Annotated in this window: 19 protein-coding genes and 1 pseudogene; 10 read left to right on the top strand and 10 right to left on the bottom strand. The window is 62.9% G+C overall.

What is annotated here, in order from left to right:
- Nucleotides 1-83: 83 nt before the first annotated feature.
- The 4 genes from E5W70_RS15110 to E5W70_RS15095 all read left to right on the top strand — a co-directional run bounded on the left by E5W70_RS15110 (nt 84) and on the right by E5W70_RS15095 (nt 5,340).
- Nucleotides 84-1,415 (top strand): UDP-glucose/GDP-mannose dehydrogenase family protein, encoded by a 1,332-nt coding sequence (locus tag E5W70_RS15110; RefSeq protein ID WP_292659398.1) that lies wholly within the window; start codon nt 84-86, stop codon nt 1,413-1,415.
- Nucleotides 1,416-1,446: 31 nt separating this feature from the next.
- A complete protein-coding gene (locus E5W70_RS15105; protein WP_292659395.1) occupies nt 1,447-2,526 on the top strand; it encodes a glycosyltransferase in 1,080 nt (359 codons plus the stop codon).
- A gap of 67 nt (nt 2,527-2,593) precedes the next feature.
- Complete coding sequence (locus E5W70_RS15100) at nt 2,594-3,880, top strand: glycosyltransferase (RefSeq protein WP_292659394.1); 1,287 nt, start codon at nt 2,594-2,596, stop codon at nt 3,878-3,880.
- Nucleotides 3,877-5,340 carry a lipopolysaccharide biosynthesis protein gene (locus tag E5W70_RS15095; RefSeq protein WP_292659392.1) on the top strand — a complete coding sequence of 488 codons (1,464 nt, stop codon included), beginning with the start codon at nt 3,877-3,879 and terminating at the stop codon, nt 5,338-5,340. The genes E5W70_RS15100 and E5W70_RS15095 overlap by 4 nt, the downstream gene beginning before the upstream one ends.
- A gap of 222 nt (nt 5,341-5,562) precedes the next feature.
- On the opposite strand, the pseudogene E5W70_RS15090 reads toward E5W70_RS15095, so the two are convergent.
- Nucleotides 5,563-6,615, bottom strand: a pseudogene (locus tag E5W70_RS15090) (polysaccharide pyruvyl transferase family protein); the annotation flags it as partial.
- A gap of 291 nt (nt 6,616-6,906) precedes the next feature.
- Here E5W70_RS15090 and E5W70_RS15085 point away from each other — a divergent pair.
- From E5W70_RS15085 to E5W70_RS15060, 6 genes are all read left to right on the top strand, one after another.
- Complete coding sequence (locus tag E5W70_RS15085) at nt 6,907-8,079, top strand: glycosyl transferase family 1 (protein ID WP_292659390.1); 1,173 nt, start codon at nt 6,907-6,909, stop codon at nt 8,077-8,079.
- An 11-nt stretch (nt 8,080-8,090) separates the two neighbouring features.
- Nucleotides 8,091-9,083, top strand: coding sequence for a glycosyltransferase family 2 protein (locus E5W70_RS15080; protein WP_292659389.1), 993 nt, complete (start codon nt 8,091-8,093; stop codon nt 9,081-9,083).
- Nucleotides 9,083-10,033 (top strand): glycosyltransferase, encoded by a 951-nt coding sequence (locus tag E5W70_RS15075; protein WP_292659387.1) that lies wholly within the window; start codon nt 9,083-9,085, stop codon nt 10,031-10,033. The genes E5W70_RS15080 and E5W70_RS15075 overlap by 1 nt, the downstream gene beginning before the upstream one ends.
- A complete protein-coding gene (locus tag E5W70_RS15070; protein WP_292659385.1) occupies nt 10,023-10,973 on the top strand; it encodes a glycosyltransferase family 2 protein in 951 nt (316 codons plus the stop codon). The genes E5W70_RS15075 and E5W70_RS15070 overlap by 11 nt, the downstream gene beginning before the upstream one ends.
- A gap of 79 nt (nt 10,974-11,052) precedes the next feature.
- Nucleotides 11,053-11,949 carry a UTP--glucose-1-phosphate uridylyltransferase GalU gene (gene galU / locus E5W70_RS15065; protein ID WP_292659383.1) on the top strand — a complete coding sequence of 299 codons (897 nt, stop codon included), beginning with the start codon at nt 11,053-11,055 and terminating at the stop codon, nt 11,947-11,949.
- A gap of 149 nt (nt 11,950-12,098) precedes the next feature.
- The gene (locus tag E5W70_RS15060; protein WP_292659381.1) at nt 12,099-14,519 is read left to right on the top strand and encodes a polysaccharide biosynthesis tyrosine autokinase; all 2,421 of its coding nucleotides are present in this window, start codon (nt 12,099-12,101) and stop codon (nt 14,517-14,519) included.
- A gap of 13 nt (nt 14,520-14,532) precedes the next feature.
- On the opposite strand, the gene E5W70_RS15055 is transcribed toward E5W70_RS15060, so the two are convergent.
- The 9 genes from E5W70_RS15055 to E5W70_RS15015 all read right to left on the bottom strand — a co-directional run.
- Entirely contained in the window at nt 14,533-15,306 is a 774-nt protein-coding gene (locus E5W70_RS15055) for a metallophosphoesterase family protein (protein ID WP_366509706.1), read from the bottom strand.
- Between the two features lie 120 nt (nt 15,307-15,426).
- Nucleotides 15,427-17,334: a propionyl-CoA synthetase gene (locus E5W70_RS15050; protein ID WP_292659379.1), complete on the bottom strand. Its 1,908-nt coding sequence runs from the start codon at nt 17,332-17,334 to the stop codon at nt 15,427-15,429.
- A gap of 541 nt (nt 17,335-17,875) precedes the next feature.
- On the bottom strand, nt 17,876-18,862 hold the full coding sequence (gene dhaK, locus E5W70_RS15045; RefSeq protein WP_292659377.1) for a dihydroxyacetone kinase subunit DhaK: 987 nt from the start codon (nt 18,860-18,862) through the stop codon (nt 17,876-17,878).
- Between the two features lie 26 nt (nt 18,863-18,888).
- Nucleotides 18,889-19,311 (bottom strand): hypothetical protein, encoded by a 423-nt coding sequence (locus E5W70_RS15040; protein WP_292659375.1) that lies wholly within the window; start codon nt 19,309-19,311, stop codon nt 18,889-18,891.
- Nucleotides 19,312-19,319: 8 nt separating this feature from the next.
- Nucleotides 19,320-20,936, bottom strand: coding sequence for a phosphoenolpyruvate--protein phosphotransferase (ptsP, locus tag E5W70_RS15035; protein WP_292659373.1), 1,617 nt, complete (start codon nt 20,934-20,936; stop codon nt 19,320-19,322).
- Nucleotides 20,920-21,222 (bottom strand): HPr family phosphocarrier protein, encoded by a 303-nt coding sequence (locus E5W70_RS15030; protein ID WP_292659371.1) that lies wholly within the window; start codon nt 21,220-21,222, stop codon nt 20,920-20,922. The genes ptsP and E5W70_RS15030 overlap by 17 nt, the downstream gene beginning before the upstream one ends.
- Nucleotides 21,223-21,244: 22 nt before the next feature.
- Nucleotides 21,245-21,634 (bottom strand): dihydroxyacetone kinase phosphoryl donor subunit DhaM, encoded by a 390-nt coding sequence (gene dhaM, locus E5W70_RS15025; RefSeq protein ID WP_292659370.1) that lies wholly within the window; start codon nt 21,632-21,634, stop codon nt 21,245-21,247.
- Entirely contained in the window at nt 21,631-22,233 is a 603-nt protein-coding gene (gene dhaL, locus E5W70_RS15020) for a dihydroxyacetone kinase subunit DhaL (RefSeq protein WP_292659368.1), read from the bottom strand. The genes dhaM and dhaL overlap by 4 nt, the downstream gene beginning before the upstream one ends.
- 81 nt (nt 22,234-22,314) lie before the next feature.
- Nucleotides 22,315-22,850: dihydroxyacetone kinase subunit L (locus E5W70_RS15015; protein ID WP_292659367.1), on the bottom strand; the 536-nt coding region annotated here is incomplete at its 5' end.

Genomic DNA, 22,850 nt, shown 5'->3' with positions numbered 1-22,850 from the left:
GCGCATCTGAACCGGCCGGGCCGAAGGTGGTCGGAAAACCGAAGCTCGAACAGGCCCGAAGCCTTGAACAGGAATGAAACCGAATGAATTTGACTGTCTTTGGAATCGGCTATGTCGGTCTTGTACAGGCGGCGGTGCTTGCCGAAGTCGGCCATCAGGTGGTCTGCGTCGACATCGATGCAAAAAAGGTCGAGCGGCTCAACCAGGGTCATGTCCCGATCTTCGAGCCTGGGCTCGAAAACATGGTCAAGGAGAACCATGCCGCCGGCCGCATCAAGTTCACCACCGACGCCGCCGCGGCGATCAAGCATGGCCAGATTCAGATGATCGCCGTCGGCACGCCTCCGGGCGAGGATGGTTCGGCAGACCTCAAATATGTGCTGGCCGTCGCCGAGGCCATCGGTCGTGAGATGGACACGCCCAAGATCGTCGTCGGCAAGTCGACCGTGCCGGTCGGCACCTGCGAAAGGATAAAGGCCAGGATCGCCGAGACGCTGAAGGCGCGCGGGCGCGAGGATCTGGCTTTCGACGTCGCCTCCAATCCGGAATTCCTCAAGGAAGGGTCCGCTGTGAGCGACTGCATGAAGCCCGACCGCATCATCGTCGGCACCAGCAACGAGGACACCGAAGCGGTGATGCGCGAACTCTACGCGCCGTTCAACCGCAACCACGAGAAGATGATCGTGATGGACGTGCGCAGTGCCGAGTTCACCAAATACGCGGCCAATTGCATGCTGGCGACCAAGATCAGCTTCATGAACGAAATGGCCAATCTGGCCGAGCAACTGGGCGCCGACATCGAGGAGGTGCGCAAAGGCATCGGCAGCGACCCGCGGATCGGCTACCACTTCATCTATCCGGGCCTCGGCTATGGCGGCTCGTGCTTCCCGAAGGATGTGCGCGCCCTGATCAAGACCGCCGAAGCCGTCAAGTTCGACGCCAAGCTGCTGCGTGCCGTCGAGGAGCGCAACAACCAGCAGAAGTCGGTCCTGTTCGAGAAGGTGGACCGCTATTTCAAGGGCAATCTCAAGGGCAAGACCTTTGCGCTGTGGGGCCTGGCCTTCAAGCCCAATACCGACGACATGCGCGAGGCCCCGTCCCGCACGCTGATGGAGGCGCTCTGGGCCGCCGGGGCCAATGTTCAGGCCTACGATCCCGAGGCGATGCAGGAATGCCAGGCGATCTACGGGCTGCGCGACGACCTGCAACTGTGCGGCACCAAGGAGGCCGCGCTGCGAGGCGCCGACGCGCTTTTGATCGTGACCGAGTGGAAGAGCTTCAGCGCGCCGTCCTTCGATGCTCTGAAGAACGCGCTGACCACGCCCGTCATCTTCGACGGACGCAATCTCTACGACCCCAAGGTCATCGCCCGCCACGGCATCGAATACCACAGCATCGGCAGAATGGCGGCGTGACGCCAGGGCGGTCCAGCAAGGAGCCAGGTCCATGAAAGTTCTGTTTGCAGGCGGCAACGGCTACACGCCGCAGTTCAGCGGTGGCGTTCAGTCGAGCACGCACCATCTGGTCGAGCAGCTGCGCGAGCACGGTCATGACGCCTCGGTTCTGGCGGCGCTGTTCGGTGACGGCATGTTCGGCTTCAAGGCGCGCGCCAAGATGAAGCTGCTTCGCCAGCGTGCGGTCATCGACAGCTATCCCGGCTATCCGGTCGTGCGGGCGTGGTTTCCCTGGGAGGCGGCGCGCTTCGCGGTCGAACGGCTCGATCCCGATGTCGCCGTCGTGCAATGCCACAAATCGGTGCCGATCGGAAAGGCGCTGCAGGCGCTCGGCGTGCCGCTGGTGGTATATCTGCGGAACGTCGAATTCCACGAACTGGCCGGCGACCTGCGCGAATTGCATTCGGCGCTTTATATCGCCAACTCCGAATTCACCGCGCACACCTATAAGGAAAAGTTCGGCATCGATTCGACCGTGATTCCGCCGACCATCAATCCTGGGCTCTACAGCACGCCGACGACCGGCGAATTCGTCACACTGATCAATCCTTACAATGAAAAAGGGTTCGAACTCGCCGTGCGCATCGCCGGCCAATGCCCCGAAATTCCGTTCCTGTTCGTCGAAAGCTGGAAGCTCGACGACGACCACCGGGCGCAGATCGAACGGATCATCGCGCCGCTGCGCAACGTCAGGCTGGAAAGCCGCACCAGCGACATGAAGACCGTCTATGGCCGCACCAAGATCCTGCTGGCGCCCAGCAAATGGGAAGAAGCTTGGGGGCGGGTGGCATCCGAGGCCCATTGCAGCGGTATTCCGGTCGTCGGGTCCCGCCGCGGCGGCCTGCCGGAAGCGATTGGCGCCGGTGGCGTGGTGCTCGACTATGACGCACCGCTCGACGACTGGGTCGCCGCGGTCAGACGGCTATGGAGCGACAAGGCCGAGTACGATCGGCTGTCGGCGGCGGCGCAGCTGTTTTCGGAGCGGCCGCAGATGAATCCAGACATTCAGTTCGCGACCTTCCTCGGCGTTCTCGACAACGCCAGGCAAGGCGCACTGGAGCGTGCCGCCTGATGCATTTCGCCCAAAGCCATGCATGTCGCCCAAAAGCCAGCCTTCGCGCCTGACCCGAGGGGATGGCTTGGGACAACATCACGCACAACACCGGACGCTTGAAGCGCCTCGCACGGTGGCGACGGGCGTCAGCCTTCATCCGCGCGAGCAGATCGCCGACCGGCCTCGAAAGATCGTCCATTCGATGAAGATTTGCTTCGTAGTTGATAAGTTCCCCTCTTTGTCGGAGACCTTCGTCCTCGACCAGATAGAAGGGTGCCTCGAGCGCGGCATGCAGGTCGGCGTCATCTGCAACGAGACGTCCTTCGGCAAGGGCAGCAACATCGACGATCGCCGCTGGCAGGCGCTACCTGGCAAGGTCGTCTGCTGGTGGGGCGGACTGGGGCGCTTTCGCCCGACGCTCAGGAGATGGTCGGGCAGGTTCTGGGATAAGCTCTCGACCGCTATCGACATCGCCTTTGCGCGCAAATTGCAGAACGCCGATGTGATCGTCGCGCATTTCGGCAATAACGGCATGCGCGTCGCCCGCGCCATGAAGCGAGGCCGGATTTCCGCTCCGCTGGTGACCATATTCCACGGCCGCGATGTCGGCGAACCGCTGCATGACAATACGCTCACGCGCTACAAGGTCGTCTTCGAAAAGGGCGTTCTCCAGCTCCCGGTGAACGCATTTTTCCGCGACGCCCTGATCGGCGTCGGCGCACCCCCCGCGCAGGTCATGGTTCACCATATGGGCGTGCGGCCGGGTGAGATCGGCTACCATTGGCGTTCCTGGAACCGGGACACACTGTCGTTCATCTCGGTCTGCCGGCTGACCGAAAAGAAGGGCATCGAATTCGCCCTTCGGGCGCTCGCCAGCCTGCCGAGGCGCGATTGGGTCTATACGGTGATTGGCGGCGGCGAATTGCTGGAAGAGTTGAAGAAGCTCGCCGCAAATCTCGGCATTGCCGACCGGGTGACTTTCCTCGGGCCGCGCCCGCACGCCGAGGTCAAGCAGCGCCTGCGCAATGCCCACGTGTTCCTGCTGCCAAGCGTTGCCGCGCGAGACGGCGATCTCGAGGGTATTCCGGTGGCGCTGATGGAGGCTATGGCCGCCGGGCTGATCGTGGTCAGCACCTATCACTCGGGCATTCCCGAGCTGATCGAGGATCAGGAGACAGGCTTCCTCGCACCGGAGCGAGACGTTGCGGCGTTGGCTCGCAAGCTTGTCTGGGTGGCCGAGAACCCGGACAAATGCGAGCGCATCGCGCGTGCGGCGCGCCGCAAGATCGAGCTGGATTTCAACGCGGACGTACTCAACGAACGTTTTGCGCAGATCGTTGCCCAGCTGGCCGAAGCCGGGCGCCCAGCATGAACGCCAACCCGCCCCCCCAGTTCGGTCGCGTCGCCCTGCGCGGCGGCGTTGTGACGATCGGCGCGCAAGGCTTCAAGATGGCGATCCAGTTTCTCTCGGTCATCGTGCTTGCGCGTCTGCTCGTGCCCGAGGATTTCGGCCTGGTGGCTTCCGTCGGGCCGATCGTGGCCTTTGTCGGGCTGCTTCAAAACCTTGGCCTGCAGCAGGCTGTGGTCCAGCGCAAGGACATCAGCACGGAGCAGCTCAACCAGGTATTCTGGATCAGTGCGCTGGTGGGGCTGGGCAGTGCCGTGATGGTGGGGTGCCTGGCGCCCGCCATCGCTGCCTTCTATGGCGATCAACGCATGGTCGGGATCACCATCGGCTCTGCCTTGCCGCTGCTTCTTGGCAGTCTCGCCGCGGTGCCGCTGGCGCTGATGAACCGCCATTTGCGCTTTGGCCAGCTCGCGCTGAACGACGTGATCACCGCCGCTGCCGGACTTGCGACTACCGCAGTCGCGGCCTATGCGGGGCTGGGCTACTGGTCGCTGGTCATCGGCCCGGCGGTTTCGGCTGTTGTCGCGCTGGCGGCGGCGTGGCAGGTGGCGCGCTGGACGCCGTCGCGGCCGGACCTGAAGGTCGATACCGACATATTGTCCTTCGGCGCCAATCTGACCGGCTTCAATCTGGCCAACTTCTTCTCGCGCAATCTCGACAACATCCTGATCGGAAAATATTCGGGCGCGATCGAGCTCGGCTACTATGACCGCGCCTACAAGCTCCTGCTGTTCCCGCTGCAGAACATCAACCAGCCGCTGACACGCGTGATGGTGCCGCTGCTGAGCCGCATCCATGAGGACAAGGCGCGGTTTCGCGACATCTATGTGCGAACCAATTGGATGCTGGCGGCCATCACCATGCCCGGCATCGCGGCGCTGACGCTGACGTCGGACCAGGTCGTCGGGCTTCTCTTCGGCGAGCGCTGGACAGCAGTGGCGCCGATCTTCGCCTGGCTGGGCATCGCCAGCCTGATCCAGTCCGTCTCGAGCACCACCGGCTGGATCTTCATCTGCCAGGGCAAGACCAAGACCATGTTCCACTGGGGCATCTACTCGTCGCTGACGACGGTCGCCGCCTTCATCATCGGCTTGCACTGGGGCGCCGTCGGTGTCGCGGCGGCCTACGCGACCAGCGGCTATGTGCTGCGCGTCCCGGTGCTTGCCGTTCTTGTCCACCGGGTCGGCCCGGTGACCGCAGCCGACTTCCTAATGATGCAGGGGCTTTTCGTCGCGTCATCGCTGCTTGCCTGGTCCGTGTACCGGGAGTTGCCGGCATCGCTGACCGGCCAGTCAGACCTGCTCGCGGTGGTCCTGGCGGTTGCCCTCAATTATTCGATCGGACTTGTGCTCATGCTTGCCCTTCGCCAGTCGCGCAGTGCCCTGTTCACCACGCTTTCCAGCGCCATGCGCAACGCCCGCTAGGCCGGCAATCACCGGCCTCAAAAGCTCACCTGCCGACATCGCCGACGCATGCTCCTCAAGCACTGCCTGAAGGCTCGTCCTGCGATAGAGGTCGAGATTGGCGGTAAGTCTGCCGAGCTTCTCGCTCGCTTCCTCGGGCGTCACCGTGTCGATGTCGAGCAGCAGGTCGGCGACGCCGATCCGCTTGGCGAGTTCCTTGGTCTTGAATTCATAGGCGATCGGCAGCACCGGCGTGCCGACGCAGAGCGACATGATCATCATGTGCATGCGCGTTGCGACGACGAAGTCGAAGCCTTTCACCAGTGCCATCAGTTGCTCCGGCGTGTGGAACGAAGCGTCCACGCTTACATGCTTGGCGATCTCAGGATCGAGCTCGGCAACGATCGCCCGCGCTGTCTTGGAATCATCATGGGCGTATTCCGGCACGCCCTGGCAGGTGGAGACGAAGGTGATCTCCTTGGCGTGGTCCCTGACCAGGATGGTCGCGATCTCGCGGATCGAGTCGATGTAGCGGCGCATGCCGCCCTCGCCGTCGCTGACATAGTTCCAGTGACGGACGGAAATGGCGACGCGGCCGGTGACCGTCGCCGACTGGCCAGAGGCCAGAATTTTTCCGATCCTGTCGGTGTCGGCCAGGGCAAAGACGGCATCGGCCACGACGTGGCATTTGCCGGGGTCTTTCACCATGTCCACAATGTGGTCTCGCGAACGTTCGTCGCGCAGCAGGATGAGCGGGCTCCGGTCGAAGATCGGGCTCAACTCCTGGCGATTGTAACTTTTGTTGAACGGGCCGAGCGATTGCGTGAAGAAGACCGGGTCCTTGCCCAGAATCGCGTCGATCCTGAATTGATTGAGCCGCCGTTCCAGATTGTAGGTCTCGACGAGATAGGTTCCGCCTGTCGTGACCACGAGGTCGGCATCTCTGTAGATCTCGAGACCACGGCGATTGCTTGAGCTGAACAAACGCCCGAGAACGCCGCGGATGCCGAACCGCCGCAGGGCATTGAGTACGAGCCGATTGTAGATCGGCTTGAACAGGTTCTTCAGCCCGCTGCCGTATTTGTAGCGGAACAGCGATTCCGACAGCAGCTTGTGGAATTCGAGATCAGGATAGTCCTTCTTCGTGTAGAGCCTCGCCGCTACCTCCGGCTGGCTGTCGAAGACGTAGAACTGGATGTCTTCCCGGACGATCGTCTTGAAAACATGGCGGATCGCCAGGAGAATCGCTGCATCCCCGGTATTCAGGCAGACGGTGTTTTCAACCGCGATCTTCATGGAATGACCTCATTTCGTGAGTAGTCCCGCGGTTCGGTCGACGGATGCCGAGGGGCGGGTTGGCCGAAAATGCTGCACGCCAGGATGGTCCTCGCGTCTTTGATTATTGGCGCGCAGCCCGATGGCAGGCCAACGCGCGGTCCATGCGGCCCAAGCAGAGCGAGATTAACCCATCGATTTTGCAGTGCAACAAAAAATGTGGAACTTTGCTACGCTGCAACCAAAAATGTTGCGATGCAGCAAGAGCTGTACTAGCATCGTCGCGGGCGGGCCAACAGCGGTCGAGTTTTCATGCTGCATGTCTTGTACTTGGTACACGACGTCTCCGATCCGGCAGTGCGCCGGCGGATCATAATGCTCAAGGCAGGCGGCGCCCAGGTTACGCTGGCGGGCTTTCGTCGTACGGCAAGCGCAGTTGCTGATGTCGAGGGCTTGCAGCCGATCGATCTCGGCCCGACTCGTGATGGCCGATTCGCCCAGCGTCTGGCGGCGATCATGAAGGCGGTGGTCTCGACCGGCTCGAAGCTGGGCTCAATGCCACGGCCCGACCTCATTATCGCGCGCAATCTGGAAATGCTGGCGCTTGCCCGCCGGGCCAGGTCGGCCTTCCAGGCAACAGTGCCGATCGTCTACGAGTGTCTGGACATCCATCGCCTGCTGCTTCGCGACGATCCGCTGGGCTGGGCGATGCGCGGCGCAGAACGCTTCCTGGCCAGGGATGTGAAGCTTCTGGTGACGAGCTCTCCGGCCTTCATCGCTAACTATTTCAAGCCGTTCGGACAGATTGCCGCGCCGGTCGAGCTGCTCGAAAACAAGTATTTCGAGCCGGCCGCGGCTTCGCTGGATGACCGCATTACGGCGGAGAATCCCGTTGCGCCGCCATGGCGGATCGGCTGGTTCGGTGCGCTCCGCTGCCGCCGATCCCTGGAGCTTCTGGCCGAATTTACGCGCCGTCTCGACGGCCGCTTTGAAATCGTCCTCAGGGGCCGGCCGGCGCTGTCCGAATTTCCCGATTTCTATGGTTTTGTTGAATCGGAACCCTGGCTGTCGTTTGGCGGGCCCTACCGCAACCCCGAGGATATGGCGGCGATCTACCGCGAGGTTCACTTTTCCTGGGCCATCGACTTTTTCGAGCAGGGCCTGAACTCCGAATGGCTGCTGCCCAACCGTCTCTATGAAGGCTGCCGCTTCGGAGCCGTGCCGATTTCGATGGGCAACACCGAAACCGGTCGGTTCCTCGACCGGCAAGGCATCGGGGTTCTTTTGCCAGAAGCCACGCCCGAGGCGCTTGAAGCTGCCGTCGGCACGATGGAGCAGCATCGGTTCGAGACATTGAGGGCGCGTGTTCTCGCCCGCAATCCGCGCACCTGGAGCCACGACCGCGCCGATTGCCGGGCGCTCGTCGAAAAACTGCGCGGCTTGGCGGCGACGCCCGGCCCATATGCTGCCGAAGCATTGGCGTAGAGGGACTGCCGATGACGCAAACCGAAACTCCATCCTGCATGATCGTGGTTCCGTGCCTGAACGAAGCGGCCCATATCGGCGCGTTGCTTCGAGAGCTCCGCCCTGCGGCCGAGAGGCTGGGCGCCGTGATCATCGTTGCTGACGGCGGCAGTACGGACGGCACCAGGACGATCGTCGCAGACATCGCCGCAAAAGATCGGCGGGTGATCCTGCTCCACAATGAAAAGCGCTTGCAGAGCGCGGCGATCAATCTCGCCGTCGCCAGATTCGGGGATGGCGTCGACTATCTCATTCGCATCGACGCGCATGGCGGCTATCCCGCGGATTATTGCGACCGGCTGGTCGAAGAAGCGCAGGCCACCCACGCGGATTCGGTCGTCGTCTCGATGCTGACCAGTGGCAGCGGCATGGTGCAGAAAGCAGCGGCAGCGGCGCAGAACTCCAGGCTCGGCACCGGCGGCTCCAAGCACCGGCACCTTTCGGCGGGGGAATGGGTCGATCATGGCCACCACGCAATGATGCGGATCTCGGCCTTCACCGCAGTCGGCGGCTATGACGAAACGTTCAGCCACAATGAGGATGCCGAGCTCGATTATCGGCTCCGCCAGGCCGGTTACCGCATCTGGATGACCGGCAAGACGCACATGGTCTACTACCCGCGCTCCTCGCTGAAGGGCCTCTATTTTCAGTACCTCGGCTATGGCCGTGGCCGGGCGAAGAACGTTCTCAAGCACCGCATGATCCCGAAGATCCGGCAGATGGTGCCGCTTCTGGTGTTCCCCGTGGTTCTTCTCGCCGCCTTTTCCTTCGTCCACTGGCTGGCGGCCGTGCCGCTTTTGCTATGGGCGTCGGTCTGCCTCGGCTACGGCTTTTGGACCGCCCTCAGTCAGCGCAAACCCGACATTGCACTTGCTGGGGTCTCGGCAATGGTCATGCATTTCGGTTGGTCGGTCGGTTTCTGGCTGCAACTGCTCGCACCGCGACCGCAGCGCGGGGTAGCGTGATGGACCCGGTCAGGAAAAATCGAAGCATCGATATCTGCGTCTGCACGTTTCGCCGGCCGGAGCTTGCCGACACGCTTCGCTCCGTAGCAGCCATGGATATGCCTGCGGGATACAATGTCGGTATCGTCATTGCCGACAACGACGATACGCCGACGGCCGAACCGCTGGTCGCCAAGCTGGCAGGGGAGCTGAAGCTGCCGGTGACCTACCGGCACGCCCCGGCCCGCAACATCTCGATCGCGCGCAACGCTTGCCTCGATGCCAGCGCGTCGGATTTCGTCGCCTTTATCGACGACGACGAGACGGCCACCGCCGGCTGGCTTGCCGAACTGGTGGCGACGGCGGAAGCAACTGGCGCGGCAGCCGTGCTCGGGCCGGTGCAAGCCCGTTACCAGCCGGAGGCGCCCGACTGGATGCGCAAAGGCGATTTCCACTCGACCTCGCCGGTCTGGGTGAGCGGCGAGATCCGCACCGGCTACACCTGCAACGTCCTGCTCAGGATTGGCGCTGAGAGCCTGTGCGGCCGGCGCTTCAGCCTGGCACGTGGCCAGACCGGCGGCGAAGATACGGAATTCTTCGACCAGATGGTCAAGGCCGGCGGCCGCATCGCCTTTTCGCCGGAGGCTTGGGTCGACGAAGCGGTGCCACCTGCCAGGGCGGCATTCGACTGGCTCGGCCGCCGCCGGTTCCGCGTCGGGCAGACGCACGGTCATCTTCTGGGGCGCAACGCACACGGCCTTGCCCGGCTCAAGCAGGTCGGCATTGCCACGGCAAAGGCCGCCTACAGTTTCTTGTCGGCAATTCCGGTCGCCATTGACCCCGTACGCCGGAACCGCAGCGTGCTTCGCGGCATTATGCATGCCGGCGTCGTCAGCGGCCTCGTCGGGGTTCGTGAAATCCGCCAATACGGCCTGTCTTCGCCGCAGCAAGGGGGCAAGCGTGCAGCCTGACGTGAGCTTCGTGATTGCCGCCTACAATGCCGAGGCGACCATCGATCGGGCGATTGCCAGCGCCGTCGCGCAGCGCAATGTCAGCGTCGAGGTCATCGTCGTCGACGACAGGTCGCGCGACCGGACGCTCGATCTGGCGAGATCCTACCCCGAAGACATCGTGCGCGTTGTCGCGCTTGAGCAAAACCGTGGCCCCGGCGGCGCCAGGAATGCCGGCCTTGAGCTTGCACGCGGCAGGTGGGTCGCGGTCCTCGATTCCGACGACGCGGTCTATCCCGGGCGACTCTGCACCATGATCGAACGCGCGGAGAAAGCGGGCGCCGAAATCGCGGTCGACAATCTGCAGGTGGTTCGCGAGGATGGCGTTGCCGAAGAGACGATGTTCCCGGCCGACTATCTGGAAGGGCTCGGTGAAATCTCGCTGGCGGATTACATCGGCGGCAATGTCCTCTTCGAATCGAGGTTCAATCTCGGCTATCTCAAGCCGATTTTCCAGCGCCGGTTCCTGAACGAGAACGGGCTTCGCTACGATGAAAGCCTGATCATTGGCGAAGACTATATCCTCCTGGCCAGTGCTCTGGCCAAGGGCGGCAAATGCGTGGTCGAGCCGACGACGGGCTATATCTACCACATTCGCACCGGTTCCATCTCCCGGGTGCTCGAACTTCACCACGTCGAGGCGATGCGCAGGGCCGATGCCAGCTTCGCCGCGACCCATTCCATGGATGCTGCGGCCGCGGCGGCCTTCGCCAGGCGCGCTCGCAGCCTGCGGCGGGCGGTATCATTCCTGTCGCTGGTCCAGCACATCAAGGCGCGGTCTCCGCTCAAGGCGATATGGACGGCGCTCAGCGATCCGGCGGCGGTTCGGCATATGAGCATGCCGATCGCCGTCCGGCTGCGAAGGGTAGCGGCACAGTTTGCCGTGGTGGCGGGGAGGTGAAGGGCTGCAGGCGAATGAATGAAGACAGTTTTCGCCGCCTGCGACAGGTTGAAATCGATCTCCTCAGAAGGAACATGCAATGAAAAAAGTCAGGAAGGCAGTCATACCGGTGGCGGGGCTTGGAACGCGGTTCCTGCCGGCGACCAAGTCCATGCCGAAGGAAATGCTGCCAGTGGTCGACAGGCCTGTCGTGCAATATGCGGTTGACGAGGCGTTCGAGGCCGGCATCGAGCACATCGTCTTCGTCACCGGCCGCAACAAGGCCGTGATCGAGGACTATTTCGACCTGCATCCTGAACTGATCGGAACCCTGGAGCAGAGCGGCAAGAAGGCGCAACTCGAATCGCTTGAAAGCCTGCTTCCCGTCGCCGGCGCGACGAGCTTCATCCGCCAGCAGTCGCCGCAAGGCCTCGGCCATGCCGTCTGGTGCGCGCGCGAAGTCATCGGTGACGAGCCCTTCGCATTGCTTTTGCCGGACATGGTGTCCTTCGGCGGGCGCGGGTGTCTCGCCGAGGTCGCCGATCTTTATGCGCAAACTGGCGCAAACGTTATCGCCGTCGAGCGTTGCGATCCGACCGAGACCAGCAAATACGGCATTGTCGGGCGCGGCGCGGATGTCGGCACGGGCTTCGAGGTGACGGCCATGGTCGAAAAGCCGGCTCCTGCCAACGCACCGTCGAACTTCTACATCAACGGCCGCTACATCCTGCAGCCCGAGATATTCTCGCTGCTGGCCAGCCAGCAGCGCGGCGCCGGCAACGAGATCCAGCTGACCGACGCAATGGTGCGCCTCGCACAGACGCAGGCCTTCTTTGCCCAGCCTTTCAACGGCCGCATGTTCGACTGCGGTTCGAAAGAGGGCTTCATCCAGGCCAATGTCGCTTTCGCGCTGGCGCGAGAGGATATGAAGGGCCCGATCTTCGAGATGCTGCAGGAATTCGTCCAGTCGCATCAGCGTCGGGAAGAAGCCGCATAATGTCCATTTTTTCGAGGCATTGTGGGTGCGGCTGATGACGCAGGACAGGCCGTTGCGCTGCGCGCAACGCGCACTGTCCGGCGCAAGGTTTGCACCCTATGTCCCGATCTTCGAGGCGGTAGCGCCTGCAAACTAGAATTGGACCGAAGATGAACTATGCCAATTTTCCTGTCGACAAGAGGACGCCATTGCCGGCTTCAAATGCGGCAAACGCCGAAGACTTCATCGACATCGAGCGCCTGCTTGGCATGGCCGCGCGGCAGGCGAAAGTGGTTGCCGCCTGCGCCGTCATCGGTCTCTTTCTCGGCGTGCTCTATTTGCAGACCACGCCTCCTACCTATGTGGCGACGAGCAGCGTGCTGATCGACGAAGGATTGAACAAGGTCGTCGACGACATTTCGGCGGCGTCGGTCAGCATGCAGACCGACTCCGCCGTTCTAAGCCAGATCGAAATTTTGCAGTCGGCCAGGCTGGCGGGGGTAGTCGTCGATAAGTTGAAGCTCGATCAGAACGATGCTTTCATGAATCCTCCGACATCAGCCCTGTCGAAGGTCGCAAGCTTTGTGCGCGGTGTCATCCAGTCTGTCCGCCCCAAGCGCGCCGCTAGCACAACCGATGTCACTCAGCTTGATGCTGCGACGCGTGATGCGTTCACCGCATCGTCGTCGCCCCGCGACTACGCAATCTTCAAACTGCAGAACCAACTCGACGCCGAGCGGATCGGACGAAGCTTTGTCATCAGCATCTCCTTCCAAGCGACGGATCCGGCGCTTGCGACCGCCATCACCAAGGCCTATGCCGACGCCTATCTCGCCGATCAGCTCGATGCCAGCTTCGACGCGACCGAGCGGGCGGCGGTCTGGCTGCAAGGCCGGCTGACCGAGCTCCGCGAGAGCTCCCAGGCGGCTGCACTGGCGGTCGAAAAGTTCAGGGCCGAACATGGATTGGCGGTCAACGACGGCCAGCTGATCAGCGACAAGCAATTGTCCGATCTCAACACCCAGCTGATCGTCGCGCAGGCCGATACCGCACGTGCCGGCGCCCGCTATCAGCAGTACAAGTCGATCGTCGAAAGCGGCTCGGACAATGCGTTCAAGGACGCAGCGATATCGAACGACCAGCCGAGCAGCTCCGTCATCACGACGCTGAAGAACCGCTATCTCACCGTCGCCAAGCGGCAGCAGGACGTCGAAGCGAATTTCGGCCCGCAACATCCGCAGGCCGTCGCGCTCGCCAAGGAAAAGGCCGACATATCGGCGCAGATTTTCGGCGAGCTGAAGCAACTGACCGAAAGCTACCGCAACGAATACGAGGTCGCTCTGGCGCGCGAAACCGCGCTCCGCGCAAATGTCGCCTTGGCGGCTGGCAAGAGCTCCATCGACAACCAGTCGCAGGTCAAGCTGCGTGAGCTGGACCAGAAGGCGACGGCGCTGTCGACGCTCTACCAGACGTTCCTGAACCGCTATGAGGAGGCCGCCCAGCAGCAATCCTTCCCGGTCGGCAAGATCCGGGTCATCTCGGACGCGACGATGCCGCAGTCGGCCGCAACCCCGCGAACGGCCATCGTGCTGGGGCTTTCGCTGGCGCTTGGCATAATGATGGGGGCAGGGGTTGGTGGTCTGAATGAATTCAGGGAACGCTTCTTCAGGACCGGCGAGGATGTGCGCGACCGTGTCGGCCTCAAATTCCTCGGCTATCTCCCGGTCATCGGCAAGGCTGGCAAGGATGACCAACGCAATGGCGGTCAGCCTGACGTCAAAGTCGTTGAATCCAAGACCGCCAAGTCCTCCAAATCCCAGCCCTCCAAAACATTGTCGGCGGCCGAAAAACGTGCGCGGATGCGGGTAACCGTCGACGCACCGGCATCGATGTTCTCCGAGACGCTGCGCAACGCAAAGATCGCCTTCGACGTCGTCATGGAGGGCCAGGGCAGCCGGGTCATCGGCGTGGTCTCGGTGCTTCCCGGCGAAGGCAAGTCGACGGTGGCGGCCAATCTTGCCGGGCTGCTTGCCGTCAACGGATCGAAAACGCTGCTGATCGACGGCGACCTGCGCAATCCCGGCCTCAGCCGCAGCCTCGGTATGGAGGCCGAGCAGGGCCTGATGGAAGCTGTGGTGAGCGGGCAGACATGGCAGTCGGTCGGCAAGATCGACCGGCAGACCAAGCTGGCTATCATCCCGGCTGTCCTGCGTGGGCAGTTTTCGCATACCAGCGAGCTTCTGTCTTCGGCCGGCATGCGGCGCTTCATCGATAACGCCAAGGAAACCTTCGAATACATCATCGTCGATCTGCCGCCGCTCGGGCCTGTCGTCGACGCCAAGGCCTTCGCTCCGCTTGTCGACGGCTTCGTGCTGGTCACCGAGTGGGGACGCACGCCGCGGGCGATGGTGCAATCCGTGCTCAGCTCGGAGCCCTACATCGCCAAGAAGATCATTGGCGCGGTGCTGAACAAGGTCGAACTGAAGAAGCTGGCCAAGTATGGCGCGATCGGCGGCTCGGAAAAATTCTTCGACAAATATTCGAGCTACTATCTGGAAAAATCGGAAGCGCGCACCAAGGCAGCCGCCTGAGCGACAATCGCGCTCAGGAAAATATCAGCCGGGCCCCTCTGTCGACGATCCTGACTGCGGTCAGCCGGCCGCTTTGGAAGGCGCCGGTGTCTATGCCGAGCCGGCGTCCGTCGAGCTTCGGAAACTCGATCGGGGTATGCCCGTGTACCACATAGCGGTCGAGAAGATGCGCAGCTTCGAAGAAGTCCGAACGGATATTCAGCAGGTCGTCCTCGTCCTGCGCGGCCAGCTCTATGCCCGGCCTGATGCCGGCGTGAACGAACACGAATTTGGCCGAATAGACCATGACCGGCAGCGCGCGCATGAAGCTGACATGGCCGGCGGGAATGATCTCCCGAATGCGCCGGTCGACCTCCTCGCTTGACCCATAAAGATCGGCCATGCGCGACGGGTCGACGCCGTAGGAAAACAGCGTTTGCAGGCCGCCTATCGCCAGCCACGACTCTCTCGAAATGATCCCGTCGAGATAGTTCAGCATCACGACTTCGTGATTACCGGCAAGGCAGATGCGCTGGAAACCATGGAGCGGCGGCGCCAGCAGATGATCGAGCACACGCGCCGACTGAGGTCCACGATCGACATAGTCGCCAAGCATGATGATGAGCTTGCGCCTTTCGAAGGACGCCGAATCGAGCAGGATCTTCTGCTCCAGGGCGCGGAGTTCGTTGTAGCAGCCATGCACGTCGCCGATCGCATAGACGACCATGTCCTGTATATCGACCTCCAGCCGCTGGCGTGCCGCGGCCTGGGGCTTTCTCGATCGCTGGAACAGGGTCACGTATGGCATCTCGCATGGCTGTGGGTGCGTCTCGATTCCGAAACAACATGACGACACACCGCGTGGATACCACGTCCGGCGCCGGTCGTTCCATACCGGAGCTTCGGACGCAACTCGGCTTCGACGTCCTTACAGGGCGATGCCGCGGCGGTTCAGCGCGGCGGTGATCTCGTCGAGGATGGCCGGGTCGTCGATCGTTGCCGGCATGGCCCATTCCTCCTTGTCGGCGATCTTCTGCATTGTGCCGCGCAGGATCTTGCCGGAGCGCGTCTTCGGCAGGCGCTTGATCGTCACCACCGTCTTGAAGGCAGCGACCGGGCCGATCCGTTCGCGCACCAGCGTGACCACCTCGTTTTCGACGATGCCGGCGTCGCGGTCGACGCCGGCATTCAGCACGACGAAGCCGAGTGGAACCTGGCCTTTCATCGCATCGGCAATGCCGACGACGGCGCATTCGGCAACGTCGGGATGCGCGGCCAGCACCTCCTCCATGGCGCCGGTCGACAGCCGGTGGCCGGCGACATTGATGATGTCGTCGGTGCGAGCCATGACATAGAGATAGCCGTCCTCGTCCATCATGCCGGCATCCGCGGTTTTGTAGAAGCCGGGGAACTCCTCGAGATAGGCTTGGCGAAACCGCTCGTCGGCATTCCACAGCGTCGGCAGGCAGCCGGGGGGCAACGGCAATCTCACCACGACATTGCCAAGCGTACCACGCTTGACCTCATGCCCGGCATCGTCGAGCACGCGAATGTCGTAGCCAGGCATCGGCACGCCGGGCGAGCCGTATTTGACCGGCAACAGGCCCAGTCCGGCGGGGTTAATGGTCATTGGCGAGCCGGTCTCCGTCTGCCACCAATGATCGATCACCGGCACGTTCAATTTCTGCTCCGCCCATTTGATGGTTTCCGGATCGGCGCGCTCGCCGGCGAGGAACAGCGTGCGGAATTTGGACAGATCGTATTTCGGGACGAATTCGCCCTTCGGATCCTGTCCCTTGATGGCGCGAAAGGCGGTTGGCGCGGTGAAAAGTGCGACCACGCCATGCTCGGCGATCACACGCCAATAGGTGCCGGCGTCGGGCGTTCCGACCGGCTTGCCCTCGAACAGGATGGTTGTGCAGCCATGCAGCAACGGGCCGTAGACGATATAGGAATGGCCGACTACCCAGCCGACATCGGAAGCCGCCCAGAACACTTCGCCCGGCTTGACGCCGAACTCGTTTTCCATCGACCATTTCAGCGCGACCATATGGCCGCCATTGTCGCGCACGATGCCCTTCGGCTGGCCGGTCGTGCCCGACGTGTAGATGATGTAGAGCGGATCGGTGGCAAGCACCGGAACACAGTCGACATTGGCGCCGGCGGCCCGCTCACGCGCCACGGCGTCGGCATAGTCGATGTCGTAGTTTGCCCTGAGCTCGCAGCGCAGCTGGTCGCGCTGCAGGATGAGGCAGCTTTCCGGCTTGTGCCGCGACATCTCGATCGCCTTGTCGAGCAGCGGCTTATAGGCAACGACACGCCCGGGCTCCAGGCCGCAGGACGCCGAGATGATCAGCTTCGGTTTGGCATCGTCGATGCGCGTGGCGAGCTCATGCGAGGCGAAGCCGCCGAAGACCACCGAATGCACGGCGCCGATCCGCGCACAGGCAAGCATGGCGAAGGCTGCTTCCGGTACCATCGGCATGTAGATGATGACGCGATCGCCTTTTTGGATGCCGCGATTCTTGAGCACCGAGGTCAGCGCGACCACCTCGCGCTTCAACTCGGCATAGGTGAATTTCCTGATTGTGCCCGCAATCGCGCTGTCATGGATCAACGCGATCTGGTCGGCACGGCCGCCCGTCACATGACGATCGACGGCATTGAAGCAGGTGTTGCACGAGGCGCCATTGAACCATCGGCCATAGACGCCGGCATTGGCGTCGAACACGGTCTCGAAGGGCGAGAACCAGTCGATTGCACTCGCCGCATCGGCCCAGAATTTTTCCGGGTCGCGTTTCCAGTCGTCATAGACCTCGTGGTAGCGTGACGCCATCCAGCTTCCTCCCCAGGAATGTTTGCTGTCCTTGAAATAGCGTATGCTGGTTTGTGTAACCATGTATTTGTGCGTTTCGTTTGCCGTCGTTCTAATTCGGCCGCAAATGCAGGGTCGTCGTGGTCTGCGGGGCTGATATCGGCCGAATTTTCGACATTGGGGCAGGGCGCGCGATGAAATTGCCATATGAGCTTGGGTTTGCCGCGGTTGCGACGCTGGCGTTGGTGCTCGCTTCAGCTGCTCAGGCCGGCGATGCGGCGCAACGCGCTGAGAAGTAGTCCGCTACCCGCGTTGTTGTCCCTAGAGCGGGAGGGCAGCGAGCATAAGGCCGACCCCACCGGCGATCAGCAAGGCGGCTGCCAGCATCTTTCCATGGCGCTCGAAACCCGTCGGCGCCCGATCCCAATTGTAACGCATGCTCAAACTCCCCAAACCCGCAGATCCTTTATCTTACGCAGGGTGAGGAGGGCAACTGTCTGGCGATGCGCGGCGTTGCCGATGTCGGTCTTATCACCGACTATTTCTGGGGCATTCTCCGCCGCTACATGCCCCAGCGCAGCGCGGCCGTATGTACCGGTGCATCCCACCAAACAGCCGCCTCGTCGTCGAGCATGCTCAGCGTGATCGAACAGCCGGCCATGTCGAGCGAGGTCACATAGGACCCGACCAGCGACCGGGCCACCGTCACGCCATGCTTCTCGAAGATTTTGCGGGCGCTATTATACATCAGATAAAGCTCCATCAACGGTGTGCCGCCAAAGCCATTGACGAAGAGTAGCGCCTGGCCTCTGGCACCGTCGCCCAGGTCACCCAGGATTGCGGTACAGATCTCGTCGGTGATGGCGTCGGCGCTCTTCAAGGTGTCGCGTCGCCTCCCAGGCTCGCCGTGGATGCCGACCCCGAACTCCATCTCGCCGTCGCCGATGTCGAAGGTCGGCTTGCCCGCCGCCGGGACGGTGCAACTGGTCAGCGCCACGCCCATCGAGCGCGTCGCGCCGTTGACGCGCTCGCCCAACGCCTTCAAAGACTCCAGTGGCATGCCTTGTTCGGCTGCCGCGCCGACGATTTTCTCGACCACCAGCGTACCGGCGACGCCGCGCCGGCCGGTGGTGTAGGACGAGTTTTCGACCGCGACGTCGTCATTGGTCACGATTTGCATCACGCCTGCCGTCATTTCAGCGGCCATGTCGAAATTCATCACGTCGCCCTCGTAGTTCTTGACGATGAACAGGCAGCCGGCGCCCGTATTGACGGCATCGGCGGCCGCCATCATCTGGTCAGGCGTCGGCGAGGTGAATACCTGGCCGGGGCAGGCGGCATCCAGCATGCCATGCCCGACGAACCCGCCATGCAGCGGCTCGTGACCCGAGCCGCCACCGGAGATCAGCGCCACCTTGCCCGGCTTGAGCACCTTGCGGCGGACAAATTTGTGCTCCTCGCCAAGCGCCAGGATATCGGCATGCGCGGCAACGAAGCCGTCGAGGCTCTCGGTCAGCACCGTATCGACCGAATTCAGAAATTTCTTCATGGCTGTCCTCCCGAAATAGCCCAGCGTCAGCTGCCCTTGCCGGCGATGCTGGTGATCTTCTGGATGAAATCGTTGACCGCCCGGTCGAGCGCCGCGTTCTGCTTGTCGTCGCCGAAATCGGGAACGATCAGCGAGACATGCCGTGTCTTGCGCATGCCTGCAGCCAGCGACATCTTTCCCGGATGCGCCCGATGGTAGGCTTCAAGGAAATGATCGCGTTCGGCCGGGCTGAAATGGCAGACGGAGAAGATAGCCGGCAAATGCTTCGAAGGGATCGGCGTCGAATAGGCGGGGCTGGAAATCTGCGTGACGAAGCTGCGATGCTTGCCCAGCGCATCAGCGAGGCGCTGGCGCATGCCGGACGGGCGCTGATCGATCACCTGCGACAGGATCGTCTTGTAGGCGCGGATCGCTTCCTCGGGGCCGGATTGCGACGCCTTGTCTGCCATGCCGGGGCCTAGATCCAAACGTCCGCGATGGCCGCCTTGGCCATCGCGAGTTGGGCGGGAGCGACGGAGAGGTCACGCAGGCCGGTTTCGAGCAGCGCCGGGATCGAGGCGGGGTCACCGCCGGCATCGCCACACAGGCTGACCGGGATAGTGTGCTCACGGCCGAAGGCGGCAACCGAGGCGATCAGCCGGAGCACGGCCGGGTGCCTGACGGAATTCAGATGTGCGACCGACGCATTGTCGCGAGCGGCGGCCATCACGTATTGGGTCAAATCATTCGAACCGATCGAGAAGAAGGCGGCCTTGGCGAATGCCTCCGGCGCAATCGCCACCGATGGCACCTCGACCATGATGCCAAGCGGCGGCATTTTTTGCGCGATGCCGCGCGCCAAAAGGCCAGCCTGCTCTTCCGCGAACAGCGCGATGGCGTGTTCATATTCTTCCGGAACGGCGATCATCGGGAACATCACCTTCAGATTGCCGTGCATGGCGGCGCGTAGCAAGGCGCGGATCTGCACGCGAAAGACCTCCGGGCGCGCCAGCGACAGCCTGATCCCGCGCAGGCCAAGGAATGGATTACCTTCCTCGACGGTGAGGCCCGGCACAGGTTTATCGCCGCCCGCATCGACGGTACGGATCGTCACCGGCCTGTCGCCTGCCCATTCCAGCACTTTGCGGTAGGCGCAATATTGCGTCTCCTCGTCCGGCAGTGTCTTGCCGAACAGGAATTCGGTCCGCATCAGCCCGACACCGTCGCAGGTCGCGACATCGATGGTGTCGACATCGGACGGATCGGCAATATTCACCTGCATTCGGACCGCTATGCCGGTCTTCGTTGCCGCCGGCCTTGTCAGATAGGCTGCCGCTTTGCCGCGATGCGCTGCGAAAGACAACGACGATCGCCGGAATATGGCGATCTCCGCTTTCGAAGGCGCCAACACGATGCCGCCATGTTCGGCATCGAGCAGTGCGTTTCCGGTAAGGTGAGCCGGCGAAGCACCGGGCCCGGCTACCCCACGCGCCACGAGCCCAAGCCCCACCACCATTGGCACGCCGCGTGAGCGCGCCAGCATTGCGACATGACTTGCGGCACTTCCGGCCGTAAGTGCTATACCGCCGCCGGCACGCCAGTCGGTCTCCAGGAAGCGCGTCGGTGCGATATCCTCGCCGTAGAAGATCGCACCCGCCGGCGCGGCAATGTCGCCGCCCCCGGTCAGCGCGCGTAACACCTGGTTACGTATATCGCGCATATCGGCCGCGCGCGCCCGGAAATAGTCCTGATCGGATGTTTCATAGCCGGCTATCTCGGCGTCGAGCGCTGTTCGCCAAGCCACATCAGCAGCCATGCCCTCGGCGATGTGCGAAAAAGCCGGGCCGGTCAGCGCGTCGTCCTCCAGCACGGCGAGCTGGAATTCGAGGATCCCGGCCGCCTCACTGTCGCTGGTTTCGATCAATGTCGCGAGCCGGCCTGTGGCAATGGAGATGGCGGCCTCAAGCGCCGCTTTCTCGTCCGCGGCAGTCGCCTTGCGGACATAACGCACAGAAGCCTGGTCCAGATCGAACAGCGGCCCCTCGGCATAGCCGGCCGATGCCGAAATGCCCTGCAGCCTAAGCGGTTCGGGCATGGTCCTTGCCTTCGTCGAAATCGCGCCGCACCAGCTCGACCAGCGCGCCGACCGCCTCGCCGGCGCCGTCCCCTCTGGCTCTGATATGCAGGACAGTACCTTTCGGCGCTTTCGCAGCCATTACCTTGACGATGCTCTTGGCGTCGAGCCACGGCCCGTTGGCGGCGAGCGCAATCTCGACGTCGGCCGAAAACGTCTTGGCAAGCTTGGTGAACTTCACCGAAGGACGCGCATGCAGTCCAACCTCATGGGTGATCAGGACGCTGGCTTCGGCTGCTGCGGACATGCTTGTCAAAATTCCCGTTCATTCACGACGGCGACAGTTCGTGCGCCGTCGCCACCACTTCCTTGAGCGAGGCGCCGCCGGAAGCCTCGGTTGCCGCCATCACCGCGCCTTCGACGATCGGCGCATTGCAGACGATGATCTTCTGGGCGCGTGGTTCGCCAATCATCTCGACCGCCATCTCGCTATTGGTCTCGGCACCGCCGAGATCGACGAGGATCGCGACACCCGCCTCCGACCAGGCCTTGTCGATGGCGCCCATGATCGCCTCGACATTGGTTCCCAGCCCGCCATGGCCGTTTCCGCCGCACCATGCAAGCGGCACTTCGTTGCCGACCATCTGCCGCACCATGTCGGCGGTGCCTTCGGCGACCAGCGGCGAATGCGATACGATGACGATGCCGACATTGCTCATGCGCGCCTCTCGATTGCTTCGGCTACGGCCCGCACCAGAAGCGCGGTCGAGCGGGCGCCGGCATCCATATGGCCGATCGAACGGTCGCCAAGGAAGGAGGCGCGCCCACGCAACGCCTTCATCGGTACGGTCGCGTCGGCCGCGTTGTCAGCGATCTCGACGATGTCCGCTGCCGTCTTTCCCTGCAGCAGGGCCTCATGCACCGGCTGCAGCACGTCGAGCATGGTTTTTTGCCCGGCCTGCGACTTGCCTCGGGCGGCCACTGCTTCGATCGCCTTGCCGAAGGCCGCCGCCAGATCGGCGCGATCCGGCGCGGCGGGAATCTCCTTGCCGAGCGCCATGAACAGCGTGCCGAACAAGGGACCGGAGGCTCCGCCCACGGTCATCACCAGCTTGGTGCCGATCGCCTTCAGCGCCTCGGGCAACGGCTTTGCCGAAAACGCACCGGCCTCGGCCCGCACTGCCTCGAAGCCGCGTTTCATGTTGAGCCCATGGTCGCCGTCGCCGATCGCCTGGTCGAGCCTGGTCAGCTCTTCGGCATGGGCGGCGATGGTGTTTGCCGTCGCCTCGATCAGCCTGGAGAGATCCGCTGCCGCCATGTCACCCATGCTCCTGGCCCCTGCGCTGCCGGCAGTACGAGAAAATTGCATATCCGGCAATTGAAGCATTCTTTTCCCCAGTCAAGCGGGTTCGAGCAACGCAGCGAGGGCAGTGAAGACCTCGGCGACGGCAAAGGCGCCGGGGTCGACCACGCCGTCGAGCTGGCTGCCAATATAGGCGGATCGCCCGGCCTTGGCCTTGCGCATCGCAGCGGTGGCCTCGGCTCCGCGTTGCGCCGCGACCGCCGCATCTTCCAGACTCCCCCTATCCAGCGCCCTCAAGGCGGGTTCCAGGGCATCGATCATCGTGCGATCGCCGATCCTCGCTCCACCATAGAAGGACATCCGATCCAGGCCAGCGAGAAGCGCCTTGGGAAGCGTTTCGCCAGATTCCAGCGCCTGAGCGGCGGCGGTGAAGAAGATCGACAACAGCACGCCGCTAGAGCCGCCCATGCCGGCGCTCAGGATGTCGCCGACGGCGGCGAGCGTTGCGGCAGGGTCAGCGAGCGGCAGTGTCGCAATGCGGCCAAGCACGCTGCGCGCACCGGCCGCCACAGTCGATCCGGTGTCGCCGTCTCCTGCCTTGGCGTCCAGTCCGTTCAACGTGCCTTCAAGCG

The sequence above is a fragment of the Mesorhizobium sp. genome, assembly GCF_005063415.1.
GTDB lineage: Bacteria > Pseudomonadota > Alphaproteobacteria > Rhizobiales > Rhizobiaceae > Mesorhizobium.
This window is presented reverse-complemented; position numbering and strand designations above follow the sequence as displayed.

Coding starts and splice junctions, on each gene's coding strand:
- E5W70_RS15110 (WP_292659398.1), top strand. CDS start 84: ATGAATTTGACTGTCTTTGGAATCGGCTATGTCGGTCTTGTACAGGCG.
- E5W70_RS15105 (WP_292659395.1), top strand. CDS start 1,447: ATGAAAGTTCTGTTTGCAGGCGGCAACGGCTACACGCCGCAGTTCAGC.
- E5W70_RS15095 (WP_292659392.1), top strand. CDS start 3,877: ATGAACGCCAACCCGCCCCCCCAGTTCGGTCGCGTCGCCCTGCGCGGC.
- E5W70_RS15085 (WP_292659390.1), top strand. CDS start 6,907: ATGCTGCATGTCTTGTACTTGGTACACGACGTCTCCGATCCGGCAGTG.
- E5W70_RS15080 (WP_292659389.1), top strand. CDS start 8,091: ATGACGCAAACCGAAACTCCATCCTGCATGATCGTGGTTCCGTGCCTG.
- E5W70_RS15075 (WP_292659387.1), top strand. CDS start 9,083: ATGGACCCGGTCAGGAAAAATCGAAGCATCGATATCTGCGTCTGCACG.
- galU (WP_292659383.1), top strand. CDS start 11,053: ATGAAAAAAGTCAGGAAGGCAGTCATACCGGTGGCGGGGCTTGGAACG.
- E5W70_RS15060 (WP_292659381.1), top strand. CDS start 12,099: ATGAACTATGCCAATTTTCCTGTCGACAAGAGGACGCCATTGCCGGCT.
- E5W70_RS15055 (WP_366509706.1), bottom strand. CDS start 15,306: ATGCCATACGTGACCCTGTTCCAGCGATCGAGAAAGCCCCAGGCCGCG.
- E5W70_RS15050 (WP_292659379.1), bottom strand. CDS start 17,334: ATGGCGTCACGCTACCACGAGGTCTATGACGACTGGAAACGCGACCCG.
- dhaK (WP_292659377.1), bottom strand. CDS start 18,862: ATGAAGAAATTTCTGAATTCGGTCGATACGGTGCTGACCGAGAGCCTC.
- E5W70_RS15040 (WP_292659375.1), bottom strand. CDS start 19,311: ATGGCAGACAAGGCGTCGCAATCCGGCCCCGAGGAAGCGATCCGCGCC.
- ptsP (WP_292659373.1), bottom strand. CDS start 20,936: ATGCCCGAACCGCTTAGGCTGCAGGGCATTTCGGCATCGGCCGGCTAT.
- E5W70_RS15030 (WP_292659371.1), bottom strand. CDS start 21,222: ATGTCCGCAGCAGCCGAAGCCAGCGTCCTGATCACCCATGAGGTTGGA.
- dhaM (WP_292659370.1), bottom strand. CDS start 21,634: ATGAGCAATGTCGGCATCGTCATCGTATCGCATTCGCCGCTGGTCGCC.
- dhaL (WP_292659368.1), bottom strand. CDS start 22,233: ATGGCGGCAGCGGATCTCTCCAGGCTGATCGAGGCGACGGCAAACACC.